Here is a 16,373-nt window from a genome sequence, read left to right as displayed (position 1 = left end):
CTGTTTAACAAGGACCCATCAGGCGTCCTCTACTTATCTATATATGGACTGCAAAAGTGTTTTCAAGATGATTTTTCAAAAAATTATTTATTTTACTTTTAACACCACATTAAGCGCCCAATAACAGTAGCGATTATTTAAAAACGCTGATCCCTAAGGCATATCAATAAAAGCGAACAGCTTAATCGCTTGTTTGCTCTTTAATATTTAACTCAAATGGTTACACTAGTAGCAATTTAATTGAGGAGTTCACTATGTTAACTGTAATTTTTGGTCGTGAAGGCTGCCCATTTTGTGTTCGTGCTAAAGACGTAGCAGAGCAACTATCAAATGAACGTGATGATTTTAAATTTCGCTATATCGACATTATTAAAGAAGGCATAAGTAAAGAAGATCTTGAAAAGTCTGCCGGCAAACCTTGCCCAACAGTGCCGCAAATCTTTGTAGACCAAAAACACATTGGTGGTTTTACAGAGTTTGAGGCCTACGCCAAAGAGAATCTTGGACTTTATCAATAAGTTCTGTATCAAATATGTTAACCAGTTAAGTAATCTAGTTACTTAGCTGGTTAAATTTCGACCAACATCAATCACCTATAAATTAGTTGTAATTTCTACAAGCATTTACCGCATTTATCCTTTATAATGCGCGCCTCTTTAAATTCGTTGAGGCGTATTAATGTCAGAACCAGTCACGTTTGAATCTCTAAATCTTTCTCCTGCAATTTTGAAGGCAGTTGAAGAGTTGGGTTACAAGACACCATCTGAAATCCAAGCTCAATGTATACCGTTATTGCTAGAAAGAAAGGACGTACTGGGACTAGCTCAAACGGGTACAGGTAAAACCGCAGCATTTGCACTACCACTATTAAATAATATTGACCCGTCTGTGAAACAGCCACAGATCCTTGTACTCACACCAACCCGTGAGCTTGCGATCCAAGTTGCTGAGGCATTTGAACAATATGCTAAACATGTTCGTGGTATTGAAGTATTGGCACTTTATGGTGGCCAAAGCTACAGTATCCAACTAAGTGCACTTCGTCGTGGCGCGCAAGTTATCGTAGCTACTCCAGGTCGCTTAATCGATCATATTAACCGTGGCACTATCAAGTTTGATGCTCTACAAGCACTTGTACTTGATGAAGCCGATGAAATGTTACGTATGGGCTTTATCGATGATGTAGAAAGCATCATGGAAAAAACACCGCGCGAAAAGCAAACATGTCTTTTCTCTGCGACTATGCCTAAGCAAATTCAAAACATCAGCAGCAAGTATATGAACAATCCTGAACAGGTTCATATTTCTGCGCGTAACTCTACAGTATCATCTGTTGAGCAAGTGTTTTGGAATGCAAGCGTACATAAAAATAAAGCAATTGTTCGCTTCTTAGAAGCTGAGCAATATGAAGGTGCTATTGTTTTCGTACGTACGCGTAACGATACAGTACAACTTGCTGAGTTATTAGAGCGCGAAGGTTTCTCTGCTGCTCCACTTAACGGTGACATGAACCAGCAAGCACGTGAACGCACTGTAGATCGCTTAAAAAGTGGCATGCTAAACATTGTTATTGCAACAGATGTAGCGGCACGTGGTCTAGATGTTGACCGTTTAAGCTTAGTTATCAACTACGATATCCCACAAGATTCTGAAGCCTACGTTCACCGTATCGGCCGTACAGGTCGTGCTGGTCGTACTGGTAAAGCAATCTTATTCGTAAAACATAATGAACGTTATTTACTTAAAAATATCATTCGTCATACGAAATCTGAAATTGCTCAAGTTGAATTACCTACAGCAAAAATTGTTGAAGAAAAACGTATCGAAGCGTTACAAGCAAAATTAACTATTGCGCTTGAAAACAAAGACATCACGTTCTTCAATGAAGTAGCTACTAACATGGCTGAAAAACTTGACCTTCCTCTTGAAAGCTTAGCGGGTGCGTTACTGTGTTTAGCACAGCAACAGTCGCCAATTAAAGTTGAAGAAGTTAAAATTCAACCTCGTGAACGTAACGAGCGTAACGACCGCAATTCACGCAACGATCGTGGTGACCGTGGACGTCGTAACGAACGTGGCGGCGAACGTGGTGGTGAACGCGCTGAGCGTAAACCTCGCGAACGTAACAGCCGTGATGCAGGTCCTATGGATACTTACCGTATCGAAGTAGGTCGTGAACATGGTGTTCAGGTTAAAAATATTGTTGGCGCTATCGCTAACGAAGCTGACATCTCAAGCAAGTTTATTGGTGATATTCGTCTACACGACAATCACAGCACGGTTCAATTACCGCAAAACATGCCTAAAGATGTACTTGATCACTTCCAAAAAGTGTTTATTTGTAAACGCCCTATGGGCTTAACAATTACAACTGATCAAGGTCCTGCTGAACCACGTGGCGAACGCTCTGAGCGTCCAGCTGGTGATAAGAAACGCAGCTTTAATAAAGATGACGGCGCACGCGGTGATAAGCGCAGCGGTCCTCGTAAAGAACGTCGCCCTGTAAGCTTCACAGCTAAATAAGCAACGACTCTTTAATAAAAAAACCTTGCCACGAAAGTGACAAGGTTTTTTTGTGTCTGGAGCTTGAAGGTAATAGGTTCAAGATGAAAGATTTGAGCAACTCGCGTTAAATTTTTAACTACATATTAAACTTAAGAAATTAACCGTAAAATATAATTTAGCTTTTATTAAAAATAACTCTTTAAAAAGAAATTCAAATTTTATGCGTTTGTAATTATTAGCTTCTATCTAGGCTGATTTCTCAATACTTCTGTTATAAAACACTCATGTCGGAAATCGTCAGCGGTATATTTATCTCTATTAACATTAGAAATCGAACTATATTTAATCCATAGATTTAAAATATCGACTAAGGCACTTTGTCTTTTTTGAGAGAAATAAAAGCTACACTCAGATTCTCCATCGTCAAGAAAGCTAGTTTGTAATGCGTAAATATCTATAATTAATTTTATAATTAAAGTAATAGGCTCTTTTCCAATTGAAAAGTGGCGAATGCCTATAACATGACAAACTTGTAAAAGAGTCGCTTCCATAATTCCTAAAAGATATACTATTTTTAAGGTATATATATTTATAGAATTCTTTTGTTCTATTTTTTGCTCTTCCGAAAAGTCGGGAAACAATAAGTTTATAAATTTCAGTTTATTTCGTTTAGTGTTTGCTATTTTCCCGAACTCAAAAACCTTAGCCTCGAATAGTTTCATAAATTCATATATATACTCTATTTTTTTAATATCTATCTCGAAGTATGGATCTTCTTTTTTTGTTGGTTTTGGATAAAAGCGTGTAAAAATTAATGTGGCATCTTCAGGTCTAATGCATTTAAAGTTACCATTGAATATAACTGCAGAGAATTTTTCTCTAAATAGAGTTAACTCTTTATGATAGAGATCTATTTTATGCTCAAACTCTTGCCTTTCTATTGTTCTTTTCTGGTAATTCAAATTAGATTGGAACTGTAATGCACGAAAGTTAGCAGTTGCCAAAGTAGCAAGAGGTAATGCTGAACCTAAAATCCATAAAGGCACATTCATATATTCTAAGAAAACAGATAGGGTTTCTTTATTTGGCCATTCAATTGATAGACCATCATTTATAAAAATAAAACTCATCAGTAAAGAAGATAAGCTAACCGGTATAATTATAGCTATCCAAAAATATGAATATGTGAACACACTACTAATTTTTTTATTGTTATTCATATACTTTAAGTCCCTCAATGCACACTCAAGCTAAGAGAGTTATTATTTAATCCAATTAAATAAATATGCTTAATTTAAAGTTCTAAAAAGCCCTACCAGTTCATGATGGGGCTTTTACTTTTGTTATAGTGATTATTCTTTGTTATGGCGTTACTGCCGGATACACGTAGCTGGCATCAAGTCCTAGTGGAATACCAAGTGCCCAGTAACCTAATAAAAAGATACTCCAGCCAATCATAAAGGCGATTGAGTACGGTAGCATAATAGCAATTAAAGTGCCTATCCCGGTGCCTTTCACATACTTTTGACAGTACACCACCACTAATGGGAAGTATGGCATTAACGGTGTAATAATATTAGAGCTTGAGTCACCTACACGATAAGCGGCTTGAGTTAAGTCAGGCGAAATGCCAAGTTGCATTAACATCGGTACAAAAATGGGGCCAAGTAACGCCCATTTTGCTGAACTTGAACCTACAAACAAGTTAACAAAGCCAGTTAAAAAGATAATGCCTACAACCGTTACTGCACTTGGCAATTCCATCGCCTTTAATAACTGCGCACCTTCAATTGCGAGCAGTGCACCTAAATTTGATTTACTAAATGCAGCAATAAATAGCGAACAGAAAAACGCCATGACGATATAATATGCCATGCCGCTCATCGCTTTACTCATAGCATCAATCATATCTTTTGAGGTTTTAAAGGTACCTACCGTAAAGCCATATACAGTGCCCGGAATCCAAAAAAGTAAAAATATTAGTGGTACAATTGATTGCATTAAAGGAGAGCTAAAATTAGTAAGGGATCCATCACTACTGCGCATTGCAGAATCGTCTGGAGCAGAGACAAATGCTAATAACGCAAGTCCAGCAATCATCACGGTACTGGCTATATAAAAGGCACGTTTTTCATCACTACGTGCATCTTCAAATACAGGTAAATCCTCTTTAGCACCATCAACCGCTGTTTTTTGTAAACGTGGTTCAATAATTTTATCGGTGATATACCAGCCCAATGCCACAATAAATAAGCTAGATGCAGAAGCAAATGCCCAGTTATTTAACGGGTTAATTGTCATTGCAGGATTAATTATTTGCGCCGCACTTTGGGTAAAGCTTTGTAGCAATGGATCAATCCCTGATGGAATAAAGTTAGCCCCAAAACCACCACTCACACCAGCAAATGCAGCTGCAATACCCGCAAGCGGATGGCGTCCTGCAGCATAAAATATAACACCGGCAAGTGGAATAACTAATACATAACCTGCGTCAGTAGCGGTATGGCTCACAATGGCTACTAAAATGATTGAAGGCGTTAATAGCTTTTTAGGAGTAACTTTAAGCATTAACTTAAGACCGGTATTAATGAAGCCCGAATGCTCTGCAACACCTACACCTAACATAGCTACTAAAACGACACCTAAGGGAGCGAAGCCGGTAAAGGTTTTTACCATAGAGGATAAAAAAGTAGCGAGCGAATCACTTGCCAGCATATTATTAATAATAATCGCTTCACCGGTACGTGGGTCTATTGCATCAAAGCTTACGCCTGAAAACCACCACGACAAAAACCAAATTAATAACATTGCAAACAGAAATATTACGGCTGGATCTGGAAGCTTATTGCCAACCCGCTCAACAAAATTTAAAAAACGCGCAACAACCCCTGAAGGTAAAGCGTCTTGATTATTACTCATTCTTATTGTTCCTAAATTTATTTTTAGTAACAATATCGCATAAAAACAAAACAGTAAATTAACATTAAAATCTACTTTAAAAGTTTTGGGCACAAAAAAACACGATAGTGATAAACACATCGTGTTTTTTGTAACACTTAGGGTTAAGCGAGGGCTTTAACTTCATCCCATAAGCGTGCAACTAATGCCTTGTCTTCTTCGTTAAGCTCGCCGTTGCGATATGCTTTAACTAAGCTTTGCTCTACAGTTTCGTTTAGCTCATCTATACTGATTGTCAGCTTTTCTACTTCGGCATAACCAACTGCAAGATCAAAATGACCTCGTAAATAGCCGCCAGCAAATAACTCATCGTCAGTTGCTTTTATTACTAAATCATCGAAGTACTGCTGGGCTGCATCGATATAGTTCACTAAACTCATTTATTAATCTCCTGGTTTTGCAAAGCACCTATATTTTCAATGTTGTGGTGCCCTACTGCATACATAATATGGTCGTTAAATCCGGTGGTTACTTTAATATAACCCGTTAATTCATCATCTAATTCGCCATCGCCTGTATCACAAATAAGGGGGCGACCATTAAGCGCTTGTAGTTTTGTTTTAGTTGCTACTACAATAATATTTTCTTTGCCAATTGCGCGTATAAGCACAGGACTCAATTGCTGGTTACCACGGCCAAATATATGCCCTTGCCCGCCAATGAGCGTAATGACTAACTTAGTACTTTGATCATGTGTAAGCTCAAGTAATTGTTTAGCCGTTAAATCTTGGGCAACTAAGGTTTGATCTTTTATTAAATCAACACCAAGTAACGTATTTTCAAGCCCCATTTCTTCCATTATGGCTTCAGCCGTTGAGCCGCTACCCATAATATAAAATGTGTCTTCATCCATTTGCGATACAACATGCGCTGCAATGTCGGCAAGTACGAGTTCGTCGGTTTCTTTACCGCCATTTTTAACCGCTTGCATATAGCGTACTTCGCTAGGTGTTTGCATTTCGCCGTAGCGTTTGGCTTTTACTGTGCCTTGCCTGAAAGCATCTTCATCTATATCCATTACATCTGCATCGGCTAAGGTAACTAACTGCCCCTTAACCAGCATTTCGACTACGCGCCCTGCAGCCTTTGGCGTAATAGCGTAAACACCAGAATGGATTTTACAACCTGCGGGAATACCAAGTACGGGAATGGTATCCTCTATTGCATGGCAAATGTTACGTGCTGTACCGTCGCCTCCGGCAAATAAGACCAAATCAACACCAGAGTTTTTAAGTATTTTTGCGGCTTGTTCTGTGTCATCTGGGGTTGTTATTGCAGAAGTGTTATATACAACCTCTACATTAAAGCCCAAAGCTTTTGCTGTTTGCTCACCCATGTCATCGTTAACAGTGTAAATAGTTAAGCGTTCTTTATAAGGTAATAGCACCTCAAGCGCTGCTTTTGTTCGGCTATTTGCTTTTGGCTCTGCACCTAATTCAATTGCTTTAGCGGCTGTGTGTGCGCCATCACTGCCTTTTAAGGCAACTGTGCCGCCTAAACCTGCTACAGGGTTTACAATTAAGCCTAATTTAAACGCCATTACAAAGCTCCTTTGGATGTTGCCAATTAAATTGCTGCGCTGTTAATGGCCACGGTGTATTGTAAAAATCACAGAGTGCTTTTAAAAGTGATTCTGTACGAGAGTTAAAGCCATTTTCGATTAGCGATAATACCCGTGCATATACTCGCTGCTGAAAATCAAACCGACATGTTTGCTCGCCGTTTAAGTTATCCACCGACACATTAAAATTAAACCCTGCTGCGGTGCTTAATAACCACTCTATAGCTTGGGGCTTTACTTCTACGTTTTCAAACTCAGCTTGTTTTTGTTTGTCGCGCCCGTCTGGGCAGTACCAATAGCCGTAATCTTCTAATAAACGACGTGCATCGCCTGCTACTAGCCAATGCGCAATTTCATGCAGTGCACTCGCGTAAAAACCATGCGCAAATACAACTTGGTGATATGGCACGTGCTCTGTTGCTGGTAAATACACAGGTTCAAAATCGCCTTTTATCAGACATGTATTATGACTTTGATAAAAAGTGCGTTCAAAAATTGAAATTAGATCAGCTATTTGATGCATAAAATTAGGTTAATTTTTCTCGGTTGCAGCGCTATTTTGCGCAGTAAAAACGAGACGAATTGTACGGGCTTTTACAACTAAAGTAAAAATAAGCTCCTAGTGTTTACCACTTAAACAACAATACTTATAAATAAACTGCTTGCACACATAGATAGGAAACACCAATACCTCACGATCATAAAGCAAACCTATTTGCTTATTACGGCGCATTGATTTATTAGGGTTACTCTCTATGTTTAATAACAAAAGTATCAGTCTCAACTTATTTGCTATTCCTTAGGAGCTACTTATTAAAGCTGTTAGGTAAGTTAGTGATGAACTAAAAGAATGGGGAATCAGCTCTTTTTATTACAAAGGTTTTAGTGTTTCACAAAGTATTACTTCGATTACGCTGAAAAGTAAAATAAGTGGTTAATGTATCGCTGCTGCACTACTAAAAATAGGCAGCCTTAATAAAGACTGCCTGTCATTAAGCGTTTATTAATCGCGAGTTGGTGTTACCTTAAGTGAATAAACTTGTGGTTTTTTATGTACTTCTACAAACTTTTCACTAACATCCGATTTGTCTGATGCAGCTGCTTTAGTTAAAGAAGGAGTTAATGCTTTGGTGCTCTGTAGCATCTTAGAATCCGAAGCAAAACCAAGCATTTCAAAGTCATCAATTATCCAGCCTCTAAAGCCATTGTAGAGCCCATCATTCGTTTGGAAATCAAAACGTATGACAACTGATTGACCTACATAATCAGTTAGGTCTAGCTCTTCTAGCACCCAAACAGGTTTACGATTATAACCACCCGATGAGAATGGTTTTGCCTTACGATCTGCCTCATTTGGATCAACAAAAGGGTTTAGCTTCTTAAGTGTTTCAAAGGTTTCACCACTGTCAGTACTTATTTGCACTTCCATGATATCGTATCCATTCTCATTAGGATTTACTGATTCAATTTCCCACCATGTTCTAAATTTAAGAAGTGCGGCACTAACTGATGTCAAGTCAATCGCAGGCGATACAAGCTGTCCTGAATTTGCTTGCTCTGACTGCCCGCCACTAAGAAGGTAATCATTACTGTTTTGTGTGCCTATGAATGTACCCGTATCTTCCTGACCATACCACCACGCACTGTTACCGCTCGATGCTTTAGGTAATAACGCTTTTGGGCCTTCCTCATCTGGCGCTAGAGAAGTATATCCTCCATCAACTAAGGTATTAGTAATGCTATTATTTGCGAGGTCAACCTGGTTCCAAAATCCTGTAAATTGCCAGCTATTTTCACCTTCTTCAAAGCCATCAGAAAATATTATTTGCTCTTCTAAATTTTGGCTAACAAGTGTGAAGTTCTCTAGACGCTCCTTACCTGCCAATATGATAACTTCTTCACGCACTGAGGTTGTATAACCAAATGCAGAAACTTCCATTATGAAAGATTCAATTTCACCACCATCCGAATCACTTTTTGAAATATTCGAAATAGCAAATTCACCATTACTATCAGTAGTTGAAGCTGCAAAGAAACCATTTGTTTGCTCACCACCAGAAATCCTTACAGAGGCACCTTCTAATGGATTACCGTTACCATCAACAACAAAACCACTTAAAGAACCAACAGCACCAACTTCAGTAGATGCTAAATTTAAGGTTGTTTGAATTGTACTTTCATCATTAACGATGATTGAGATAGCGGCTGTTTGGTAACCTTCTTGAGTGCCATATGCTTTATATGATCCCGCTTCTAAGTACATCTTACTAACACCTAACGAATCTGTGTAGCTAGACATTTCAAAGTTTTGTCCTGTGTCAGATTCAAGGCTAATTTGTACGCCCACTTGCGGCTCAAGGGATACAGTGTCTTTTGCGGTTAATATGACTGTTGAGTACTCAAATTCATACTCCTTAACCACAACAACTTCTGATCCACTCGTAGGGTTAAGCAAGTTAATAGTTGCAAGCAAGCGATGTCTTGAAGCGCTTGTATCAAGATCAACTAATAATTCGCTTTCAGCTGTTGAGCTAGTCTTAACCGTTTGCCATTTATCTGAGGCACCAAAAGACTGCAGTTCCCATTCAATATTTTCTACTTGTAAATCAGTATCTATAGAGTCAAATAATAGTTGTGTTTGAGCCGTAAAAGGATCAGGTATAGCACTTGAAATGATCACTTTGCTATCAATAATTGCCTGTGCTTTTTCTAAGGCTTTTTGTGCATTAACAATTGGAATTTGGTGAGCTAACGTCGCAATATTAGTCCCCTCATCCACACTCTTTGATGGAGTAATATAACGCTCAGTCACAAACTCTGTTGCACTATCAATTAATATATTTTTTACCTCTTCGCCTGTAAAATCTGGGTAAATAGAATATATTAGTGAAGCCACCCCTGTTACTATAGCTGCACCTGAAGATGTTCCCGAAAAAGCACTTGTACCATCTCCATATTGACCATCTGTATAATATTGAGAATCTGACTTCAAGGTTTTATAAGAAGTCGGTGCTGCTATATCTACTGAGCTTCCATAGTTGCTGTAAAAAGGTAAACGGTTATCATCATCAACAACGGCAACAAACATCACGTTCTGCTGCTTTTGTAGAGTACCGTTACTAGTAAAGTGAAGAGCTGAGCTATGTAAGCGTGCATCCACACCGTAAACATTGTTGCTGTTGCCCGCACCATTGCCGATGCCATTACCTGCAGACCACACTAATAACTTATCTAAATTACTTTCTGCTATTTTTCGGTAGGGTCTAGAAGCGACTAGAGCAAGCGTATTTCGCTCTTCTAAGCTAACAATGTTCGATGGGTCGAAAGAAACTGGAATATAACCAGGGATTGACCATGAGCTATTTACCGTCACAACACCTGCTTTTGATAATAAAGCTTTAAGGCTTTCTTTACTCCAATTACCTAAGATTAATTGAGAAGACCAGTTAATCCCAGACATGCCTGTCCCATTATTGGTAGCGGCACCAATAGTACCTGCTACAGCTGTACCATGATCAGAAACTTGGGACGTCAATACTTCAGAGTAGCGTCCTTTTAGCTCTGGATGGGTTGTATCAAAGCCACCATCAGAAATTGCTACTAAAACATCAGTGCTACCTGTTGTAAAGTCCCATGCAGCCGTTGCTAATATTTTCTCTAGATGCCAGTTATCGCCGCCATCAGTGAAGTCACTACCGTCATTTGGTATTGTATCTTCTTGTCGTAATACGTTCTGCCCTTCAAAAACACGGTTATCAACACTTGAAACGCCCTGCTCTAGCTTTAACAGCTCCATTGCTTCTTTAGTCTTTAAATCACTTTCATCATATTCAACTAATAAGCCCTGTGTTTCGTCATAACCTTTTACAACTAACTGCTCATAATTAGCCACGAGCGTTTTAAGTGCATCCTTATCAAGTGAAGACGAGTAGACCCAAGATTGATTTGATATCGCCCCTATTAGCTCGTTAACTTCAGTAGTATCATCATTACCAGAAACTTTTAACACATCAAATTCAAAACTTGGAGTAATACTAAATGTTGTACTTTTAACGCTATCATTATCTTTTGACTGCGCAATTAATTTATACTCACCCACGGCAGTTGGAGTAAGAGTTACTGATTGATCTTCAGATTTAGTTAACGTTAATGCTGAAGTCTCTGGTTGCATTTCTACTTGCCAGTTAATTTCACCTAAATCATCATCAGAGATAAAATTAATAGCCACTTCTTGGTTTTGTACTGGCACAGAACTAAAGCTAATTGCGGTATTACTTAGCTGTGCAAATACCGGATTAACTGTAACAATCACACTACCTGTGACCACTTCACCTGCAGAGTCTTTGACTGATAACTGAAACTCTAAATTTGCTTGCTCAGAGACATCTGGCGCTATAAATGAGGTCGAAGCAGTTGTTGATGTGTTCAACTCAACACTTGTCCCATCAGTTTGAGACCATTCATATGATAACTCACGGCCTTCAGGGTCTGTTCCCTGAGCAGTTAAAACAACTTTAGTATTTTCATCAACACTTTGATCTTCTCCCATTACTAACGCTGGAGGTTTATTTTGTAATGCTGTTGGTTCGACACTTTTATCATCACTTCCACACCCAACCAAAGACGTTATAGTGATCGCAAGTAGTAATTTTTTAAAATATTTAACTTCTGTATTTAATCCAAATTTAGTTTGTCGCATTCCTGCTCCTTTTTAAATCCATGATAAATATTTACTTAGCTAATAAAAACGATTTTACGTCTCTATAAAGATAGATAAATCCTCATAGAAACACGCTAAAATAGCGAGAGTAAATAATAGATTGATTGCGGCAGGAAGTTACAGATCATGGTAAAGACGAGGTGCAACTTCCTTGTTGCTATGATTAGTATTTAATATAGTTAAGCTAATAGTTCTATATACTAATCAATTTCTTATTTAAAGAGTAATTCTTTGTATAATTATTAAGCACTGGTTTTTTGATAATAAAAAACCTAACTTAATTAACATTAACATTAACATTAACATTAACATTACGAGAGAGAGAAAAACATAGTCTATCCTTCAAGATTGAATTTATATTAATATATTTTTTATTTGCTGTTTTAGCTTATTTTTATTCAGTATTTGAGTCTATTCGATTTGAAAAACACATCAACAATGGTCGGGAATAGTTCTAGGAGAACCATAATCTTCGAGTTCTCTTTGGTTATCGTCTACTATCATTTCATGTAGGGCACTGGCACAAAATAGAGTGTAGACATCACCTTATTAAGTATTGTGTTATGGTTTTGTAAAAAATAGAAATGAGATCCGTTATTTTCCGCACTAAAAACGAGATGAATTGTATGGTTTTTTTACAACTAAAGTAAAAACAAGACGTAAGAGTAAAATCTAAATAGGTTAACCATTTACTTTATTGATGTTTTTAATAATACCTAAACAGTAAAGCGTATTGGCAAGTTCTATACGCTGTGTTTTTTCGCTAGCGGTTTTGTTGGCTAAGCTAGTTAACATATCGTACCGTTTACGTAGAGTTAGTATATATCTGGCATGCTTACGGCATTCAAAACAACGTGTGCAGTGTGAATCCACCCAAAAACCAAGTACCTCAAACCAATATTGTTGCTCTTGAGCAAAGAAAATAAATGCCTTAGGGCAGGTCTCGCACTGCTCCTCAATATCTACATAGAGTGTTCGAGGAAAACTGGCATAATTTTGCTTTTTTATATCAGCCAACATTACCGTATTAGAGAAGTATTTAAGGCTCGAGTAACGTCAATGCCCTTTCTCTATCTCCTCTATTGTCACTAAGGTATTTGTAGTTATTGGTCTATTGCCATACCTTAGGTGGTTAAGGTACATATATCTACCTATTTTAAATTCACGGCTTACATCTTAAAAGTAAGCTAAATAAAAGCAAGTTAAAGCAAAATCAATAATACGTAGTTATTATCCGAATTTAGGTATAAGTAATTTCTATACTTTGAATAATTTAGCCCATTAAATACATTCGGCATTAGCATTACTTAGTGTTCAATACTCTCTACTTTTACCTGCTTAGCTATATGGTTTTTTAACAAACGGGTATTACGCGTGTTAGCTTTAAAAAACGCATCAAATATATCGCCAAAAAATGGCACTAAGCCGCCCACAAAATCTATGAGCATATTAATGATCATCTTAGTCTTTATACGTTTACTCACACCTAAACGCTGCGCTTCTATAAGCACATAGCTTGATAAAATTAGCCCTGCGGCATCACCTATAACAGGGATTAAGCCAATCACAGCCTCCAAACCTATATTAAATTTAGTAAAAGGAATACCAATGCTGCTATCCGTTAACTTACTGAAACGTTCTAAGCGGGCTATTGCAGCTTGGGCTTTTATTTGTGAGTGTTCATTAATATTATCGTTCATGATTACTACCCTCCTTCTTGCAGTATATAGTGCTTACTTGAACAACTCCTGAAAGGCTCCTAACTAAATTACAGACATAAAAAAAACGCGGTAATCCGCGTTTTTTTATAATAAATACTTACACAGAGCCATTAATTGGCCCATGTTCGTGGTTTACATGTGGATTTTGTCCGCGTTGACGCAGTAAGTGGTCCATTAAGGTAATGGCCATCATTGCCTCTGCAATCGGTATTGCACGAATACCTACACACGGGTCGTGACGACCTTTAGTGATCATCTCAACCGCTTCGTTGCTTGTATTAATGCTGTTACCTGGGATGGTAATGCTCGAGGTTGGCTTTAGCGCAATAGAAGCAATAATGTCTTGCCCTGTCGAAATACCCGCAAGTACGCCACCTGCATGATTTGATGTAAAACCTTCAGGGGTTAGCTCGTCGCGATGCTCAGAGCCTTTTTGCTCAACTACGTCAAAGCCATCGCCAATTTCAACGCCTTTAACTGCGTTAATACTCATTAATGAGTGTGCAAGTTCAGCGTCAAGGCGGTCAAATACAGGCTCACCAAGACCAACAGGTACATTACTTGCCACTACTTTTACTTTAGCGCCAACTGAGTCACCTTGCTTTTTAAGATCACGCATATATTCGTCAAGCGCTTCAAGCTTACTTGCATCAGGGAAGAAAAAAAAGTTATTTTCCACTTCATCCCAGTCAAACGTTTCGGCCTTAATAGGGCCAAGCTGACTTAAGCATGCTTTAACTTCAATACCATGAAATTGCTTTAAGTATTTTTTAGCAATAGCACCTGCCGCTACGCGTATCGCGGTTTCGCGTGCAGATGAACGACCGCCACCGCGATAATCGCGCAAGCCGTACTTATGCCAATACGTGTAATCGCCATGACCTGGGCGAAATACATCTTTAATTTTACCGTAATCTTGCGAGCGTTGATCGGTATTTTCAATCAATAGACCAATGCTGGTACCTGTGGTTTTACCTTCAAAAACGCCTGCTAATATTTTTATTTGATCGCTTTCACGGCGCTGCGTTGTATAACGGCTTTGGCCTGGTTTTCGGCGATCTAAATCAATTTGTAAGTCGGCCTCTGTGATTTCAAGACCTGCGGGAGTACCATCAACAACGCCGCCTAATGCAACGCCGTGGCTCTCACCAAAGGTGGACACTTTAAATAACTGCCCAATGCTATTACCTGCCATTAACTTTCCTCATTCCTAATGACTACCAATAGCCAAGCACAGGGCTTGGCTATTCATTTTTTTACTTATTTTGCAAAATACTCATCTAGCTGCTTTTTGCTAATTACAAATACACCTAAGCCGCCTTGTTCAAATTCAATCCATTCAAACGGCGCGCCCGGATACAGTGCATCCATATGTACCATAGAGTTACCAACTTCTACAAATAACAAACCGTTATCAGTTAGATATTCACTCGCTTCGCTCAATATAGTACGGGTTACATCTAAACCATCGTGACCTGATGCAAGTCCAAGCTCTGGCTCATGATGAAATTCGCGTGGCAGGTCAGCCATATCTTCTGCATCAACATACGGTGGGTTTGCTACTATTAGGTCGTATTTTTGACCTGGTACACCGCTAAATACATCAGACTGAATAGGTAACACGCGATCACTCAACATGTAATCGTTAATGTTAATGTCTGTCACTTCAAGCGCTTCATACGATATATCTACCGCATCAACTTGTGCCTGCTCAAAAGCTTGCGCAAGTGCAATTGCGATACAACCCGAACCCGTACATAAATCTAATATACGGTTTACCGATTGTGGCTCTTCAAGCCAGGGTGTAAAGCGGTTACTAATAAGCTCGGCAAATGGTGAGCGAGGTATAAGTACACGTTCATCCACATAAAATGGCATACCCGCAAACCATGCAATGTTTGTTAAGTAAGGTACTGGTGTGCAGTCGTTAATACGTTCTGCAATAAGACCCGCAAGTCGGTTTTTTTCTGTGCTTGTTAAACGCGCGTGCATTAATTCTTTTGGCGCATCAACAGGCAAGCTAAGCGCAGGCAGTAATAAGCTTACAGCTTCATCCCATGCGTTATCTGTACCGTGTCCAAAAAATATACTACTACTTGCAAATTGGCTTGTAGTCCAACGTAACCAGTCATGTAAAGTTGACAGTTCTGCAACGGCTTCTTCGAGTGTTGCTTCTTCTATTTGTAAATCGCTCATATATTTTTACCTGTATTAGCTTACTGACTGTTTTGAGTCTTTAAGACGATTGCATTGCCTATCTGCGCTGGGCAAATTACAATTGCCCCTCATTTAAGTATTGTACCGCCTTTTGCGCTGCGTTTTTACGTTTTTTTGTTTAGGTAATAGTTATGAAAAAAGACACTCCATCACATTCGTCCCTAAGCAATGACGACATAAGCTTATTTCGTCAAACGATCACAGGCGCCAAAGTATTTAAACAAGATACTCATCGTTTTGATACAAAGCCTAAGGTGTCACAAGCTAAGCAATTTGCCCAGCAAAAAAAGCAGGCTCAATCTGAATTTTTCTTCTCAGACGTTTATATTCCCGATATAGACACCCACGGCACGGTTAAATATGTAAAACCTGGCCAAGATACTTTCCTAGCTAAACAGCTTCGCCGTGGTGACTTTGCACCCGATTTGACGCTAGATTTACATGGCTTAAATAAAGAACTTGCTAAAGACGAACTCGCTGGACTCATTCACGAATGTAAAAAGCAGCATTATTATTGTGCATGTGTAGTGCACGGTATTGGTGGCGGCGTACTAAAGCACAAAGTGCCTCAGTACTTAGTACAGCACCCTGACGTAATAGCGATGCACCAAGCCCCTCTCGAATATGGTGGTAGAGGCGCTGTACTTATTTTAATTAATTTACCGCAAAGTGATGAATTTAGACGCTAACT

At 38.7% G+C, this 16,373-nt stretch carries 13 protein-coding genes; 3 read left to right on the top strand and 10 right to left on the bottom strand.

Annotated features, from left to right (window positions below; genetic code table 11):
* Nucleotides 1-254: 254 nt before the first annotated feature.
* Complete coding sequence (locus GQR53_RS08950; protein WP_011327680.1) at nucleotides 255-518, top strand: GrxA family glutaredoxin; 264 nt, start codon at nucleotides 255-257, stop codon at nucleotides 516-518.
* A 160-nt stretch (nucleotides 519-678) separates the two neighbouring features.
* Nucleotides 679-2,523, top strand: coding sequence for a DEAD/DEAH box helicase (locus GQR53_RS08945; RefSeq protein WP_024606656.1), 1,845 nt, complete (start codon nucleotides 679-681; stop codon nucleotides 2,521-2,523).
* Between the two features lie 224 nt (nucleotides 2,524-2,747).
* On the opposite strand, the gene GQR53_RS20855 is transcribed toward GQR53_RS08945, so the two are convergent.
* From GQR53_RS20855 to prmB, 10 genes are all read right to left on the bottom strand, one after another.
* The gene (locus GQR53_RS20855) at nucleotides 2,748-3,725 is read right to left on the bottom strand and encodes a hypothetical protein (RefSeq protein WP_240917459.1); all 978 of its coding nucleotides are present in this window, start codon (nucleotides 3,723-3,725) and stop codon (nucleotides 2,748-2,750) included.
* Nucleotides 3,726-3,867: 142 nt separating this feature from the next.
* Entirely contained in the window at nucleotides 3,868-5,424 is a 1,557-nt protein-coding gene (locus tag GQR53_RS08935; RefSeq protein WP_165743689.1) for an AbgT family transporter, read from the bottom strand.
* A 143-nt stretch (nucleotides 5,425-5,567) separates the two neighbouring features.
* Entirely contained in the window at nucleotides 5,568-5,843 is a 276-nt protein-coding gene (locus GQR53_RS08930; RefSeq protein ID WP_024596509.1) for a YfcL family protein, read from the bottom strand.
* A complete protein-coding gene (locus tag GQR53_RS08925) occupies nucleotides 5,840-7,003 on the bottom strand; it encodes an ATP-NAD kinase family protein (protein ID WP_165743687.1) in 1,164 nt (387 codons plus the stop codon). The genes GQR53_RS08930 and GQR53_RS08925 overlap by 4 nt, the downstream gene beginning before the upstream one ends.
* Nucleotides 6,993-7,547: an elongation factor P hydroxylase gene (locus tag GQR53_RS08920; protein ID WP_165743685.1), complete on the bottom strand. Its 555-nt coding sequence runs from the start codon at nucleotides 7,545-7,547 to the stop codon at nucleotides 6,993-6,995. Before GQR53_RS08920 ends, GQR53_RS08925 begins: the two co-directional genes overlap by 11 nt.
* Before the next feature lie 480 nt (nucleotides 7,548-8,027).
* Nucleotides 8,028-11,723 (bottom strand): S8 family serine peptidase, encoded by a 3,696-nt coding sequence (locus GQR53_RS08915; RefSeq protein WP_165743683.1) that lies wholly within the window; start codon nucleotides 11,721-11,723, stop codon nucleotides 8,028-8,030.
* Between the two features lie 702 nt (nucleotides 11,724-12,425).
* Nucleotides 12,426-12,764: a zinc-ribbon domain containing protein gene (locus tag GQR53_RS08910; protein WP_231619957.1), complete on the bottom strand. Its 339-nt coding sequence runs from the start codon at nucleotides 12,762-12,764 to the stop codon at nucleotides 12,426-12,428.
* Between the two features lie 287 nt (nucleotides 12,765-13,051).
* Nucleotides 13,052-13,444, bottom strand: a complete 393-nt coding sequence (locus GQR53_RS08905) for a DUF4112 domain-containing protein (RefSeq protein WP_165743681.1) — start codon at nucleotides 13,442-13,444, stop codon at nucleotides 13,052-13,054.
* Between the two features lie 118 nt (nucleotides 13,445-13,562).
* Nucleotides 13,563-14,660 carry a chorismate synthase gene (aroC, locus tag GQR53_RS08900; protein WP_165743679.1) on the bottom strand — a complete coding sequence of 366 codons (1,098 nt, stop codon included), beginning with the start codon at nucleotides 14,658-14,660 and terminating at the stop codon, nucleotides 13,563-13,565.
* A 65-nt stretch (nucleotides 14,661-14,725) separates the two neighbouring features.
* Nucleotides 14,726-15,661 (bottom strand): 50S ribosomal protein L3 N(5)-glutamine methyltransferase, encoded by a 936-nt coding sequence (prmB, locus tag GQR53_RS08895; RefSeq protein ID WP_165743677.1) that lies wholly within the window; start codon nucleotides 15,659-15,661, stop codon nucleotides 14,726-14,728.
* Nucleotides 15,662-15,813: 152 nt separating this feature from the next.
* On the opposite strand from prmB, the gene smrB reads away from it, so the two are divergent.
* Nucleotides 15,814-16,371 (top strand): endonuclease SmrB, encoded by a 558-nt coding sequence (gene smrB, locus GQR53_RS08890; protein ID WP_007377742.1) that lies wholly within the window; start codon nucleotides 15,814-15,816, stop codon nucleotides 16,369-16,371.
* The last annotated feature ends 2 nt before the right edge of the window (nucleotides 16,372-16,373 follow it).

The organism is Pseudoalteromonas sp. Z9A6, assembly GCF_011378805.1.
Lineage (GTDB): Bacteria > Pseudomonadota > Gammaproteobacteria > Enterobacterales > Alteromonadaceae > Pseudoalteromonas > Pseudoalteromonas distincta.
This window is presented reverse-complemented; position numbering and strand designations above follow the sequence as displayed.

Coding starts and splice junctions, on each gene's coding strand:
- GQR53_RS08950 (WP_011327680.1), top strand. CDS start 255: ATGTTAACTGTAATTTTTGGTCGTGAAGGCTGCCCATTTTGTGTTCGT.
- GQR53_RS08945 (WP_024606656.1), top strand. CDS start 679: ATGTCAGAACCAGTCACGTTTGAATCTCTAAATCTTTCTCCTGCAATT.
- GQR53_RS20855 (WP_240917459.1), bottom strand. CDS start 3,725: ATGAATAACAATAAAAAAATTAGTAGTGTGTTCACATATTCATATTTT.
- GQR53_RS08935 (WP_165743689.1), bottom strand. CDS start 5,424: ATGAGTAATAATCAAGACGCTTTACCTTCAGGGGTTGTTGCGCGTTTT.
- GQR53_RS08930 (WP_024596509.1), bottom strand. CDS start 5,843: ATGAGTTTAGTGAACTATATCGATGCAGCCCAGCAGTACTTCGATGAT.
- GQR53_RS08925 (WP_165743687.1), bottom strand. CDS start 7,003: ATGGCGTTTAAATTAGGCTTAATTGTAAACCCTGTAGCAGGTTTAGGC.
- GQR53_RS08920 (WP_165743685.1), bottom strand. CDS start 7,547: ATGCATCAAATAGCTGATCTAATTTCAATTTTTGAACGCACTTTTTAT.
- GQR53_RS08915 (WP_165743683.1), bottom strand. CDS start 11,723: ATGCGACAAACTAAATTTGGATTAAATACAGAAGTTAAATATTTTAAA.
- GQR53_RS08910 (WP_231619957.1), bottom strand. CDS start 12,764: ATGTTGGCTGATATAAAAAAGCAAAATTATGCCAGTTTTCCTCGAACA.
- GQR53_RS08905 (WP_165743681.1), bottom strand. CDS start 13,444: ATGAACGATAATATTAATGAACACTCACAAATAAAAGCCCAAGCTGCA.
- aroC (WP_165743679.1), bottom strand. CDS start 14,660: ATGGCAGGTAATAGCATTGGGCAGTTATTTAAAGTGTCCACCTTTGGT.
- prmB (WP_165743677.1), bottom strand. CDS start 15,661: ATGAGCGATTTACAAATAGAAGAAGCAACACTCGAAGAAGCCGTTGCA.
- smrB (WP_007377742.1), top strand. CDS start 15,814: ATGAAAAAAGACACTCCATCACATTCGTCCCTAAGCAATGACGACATA.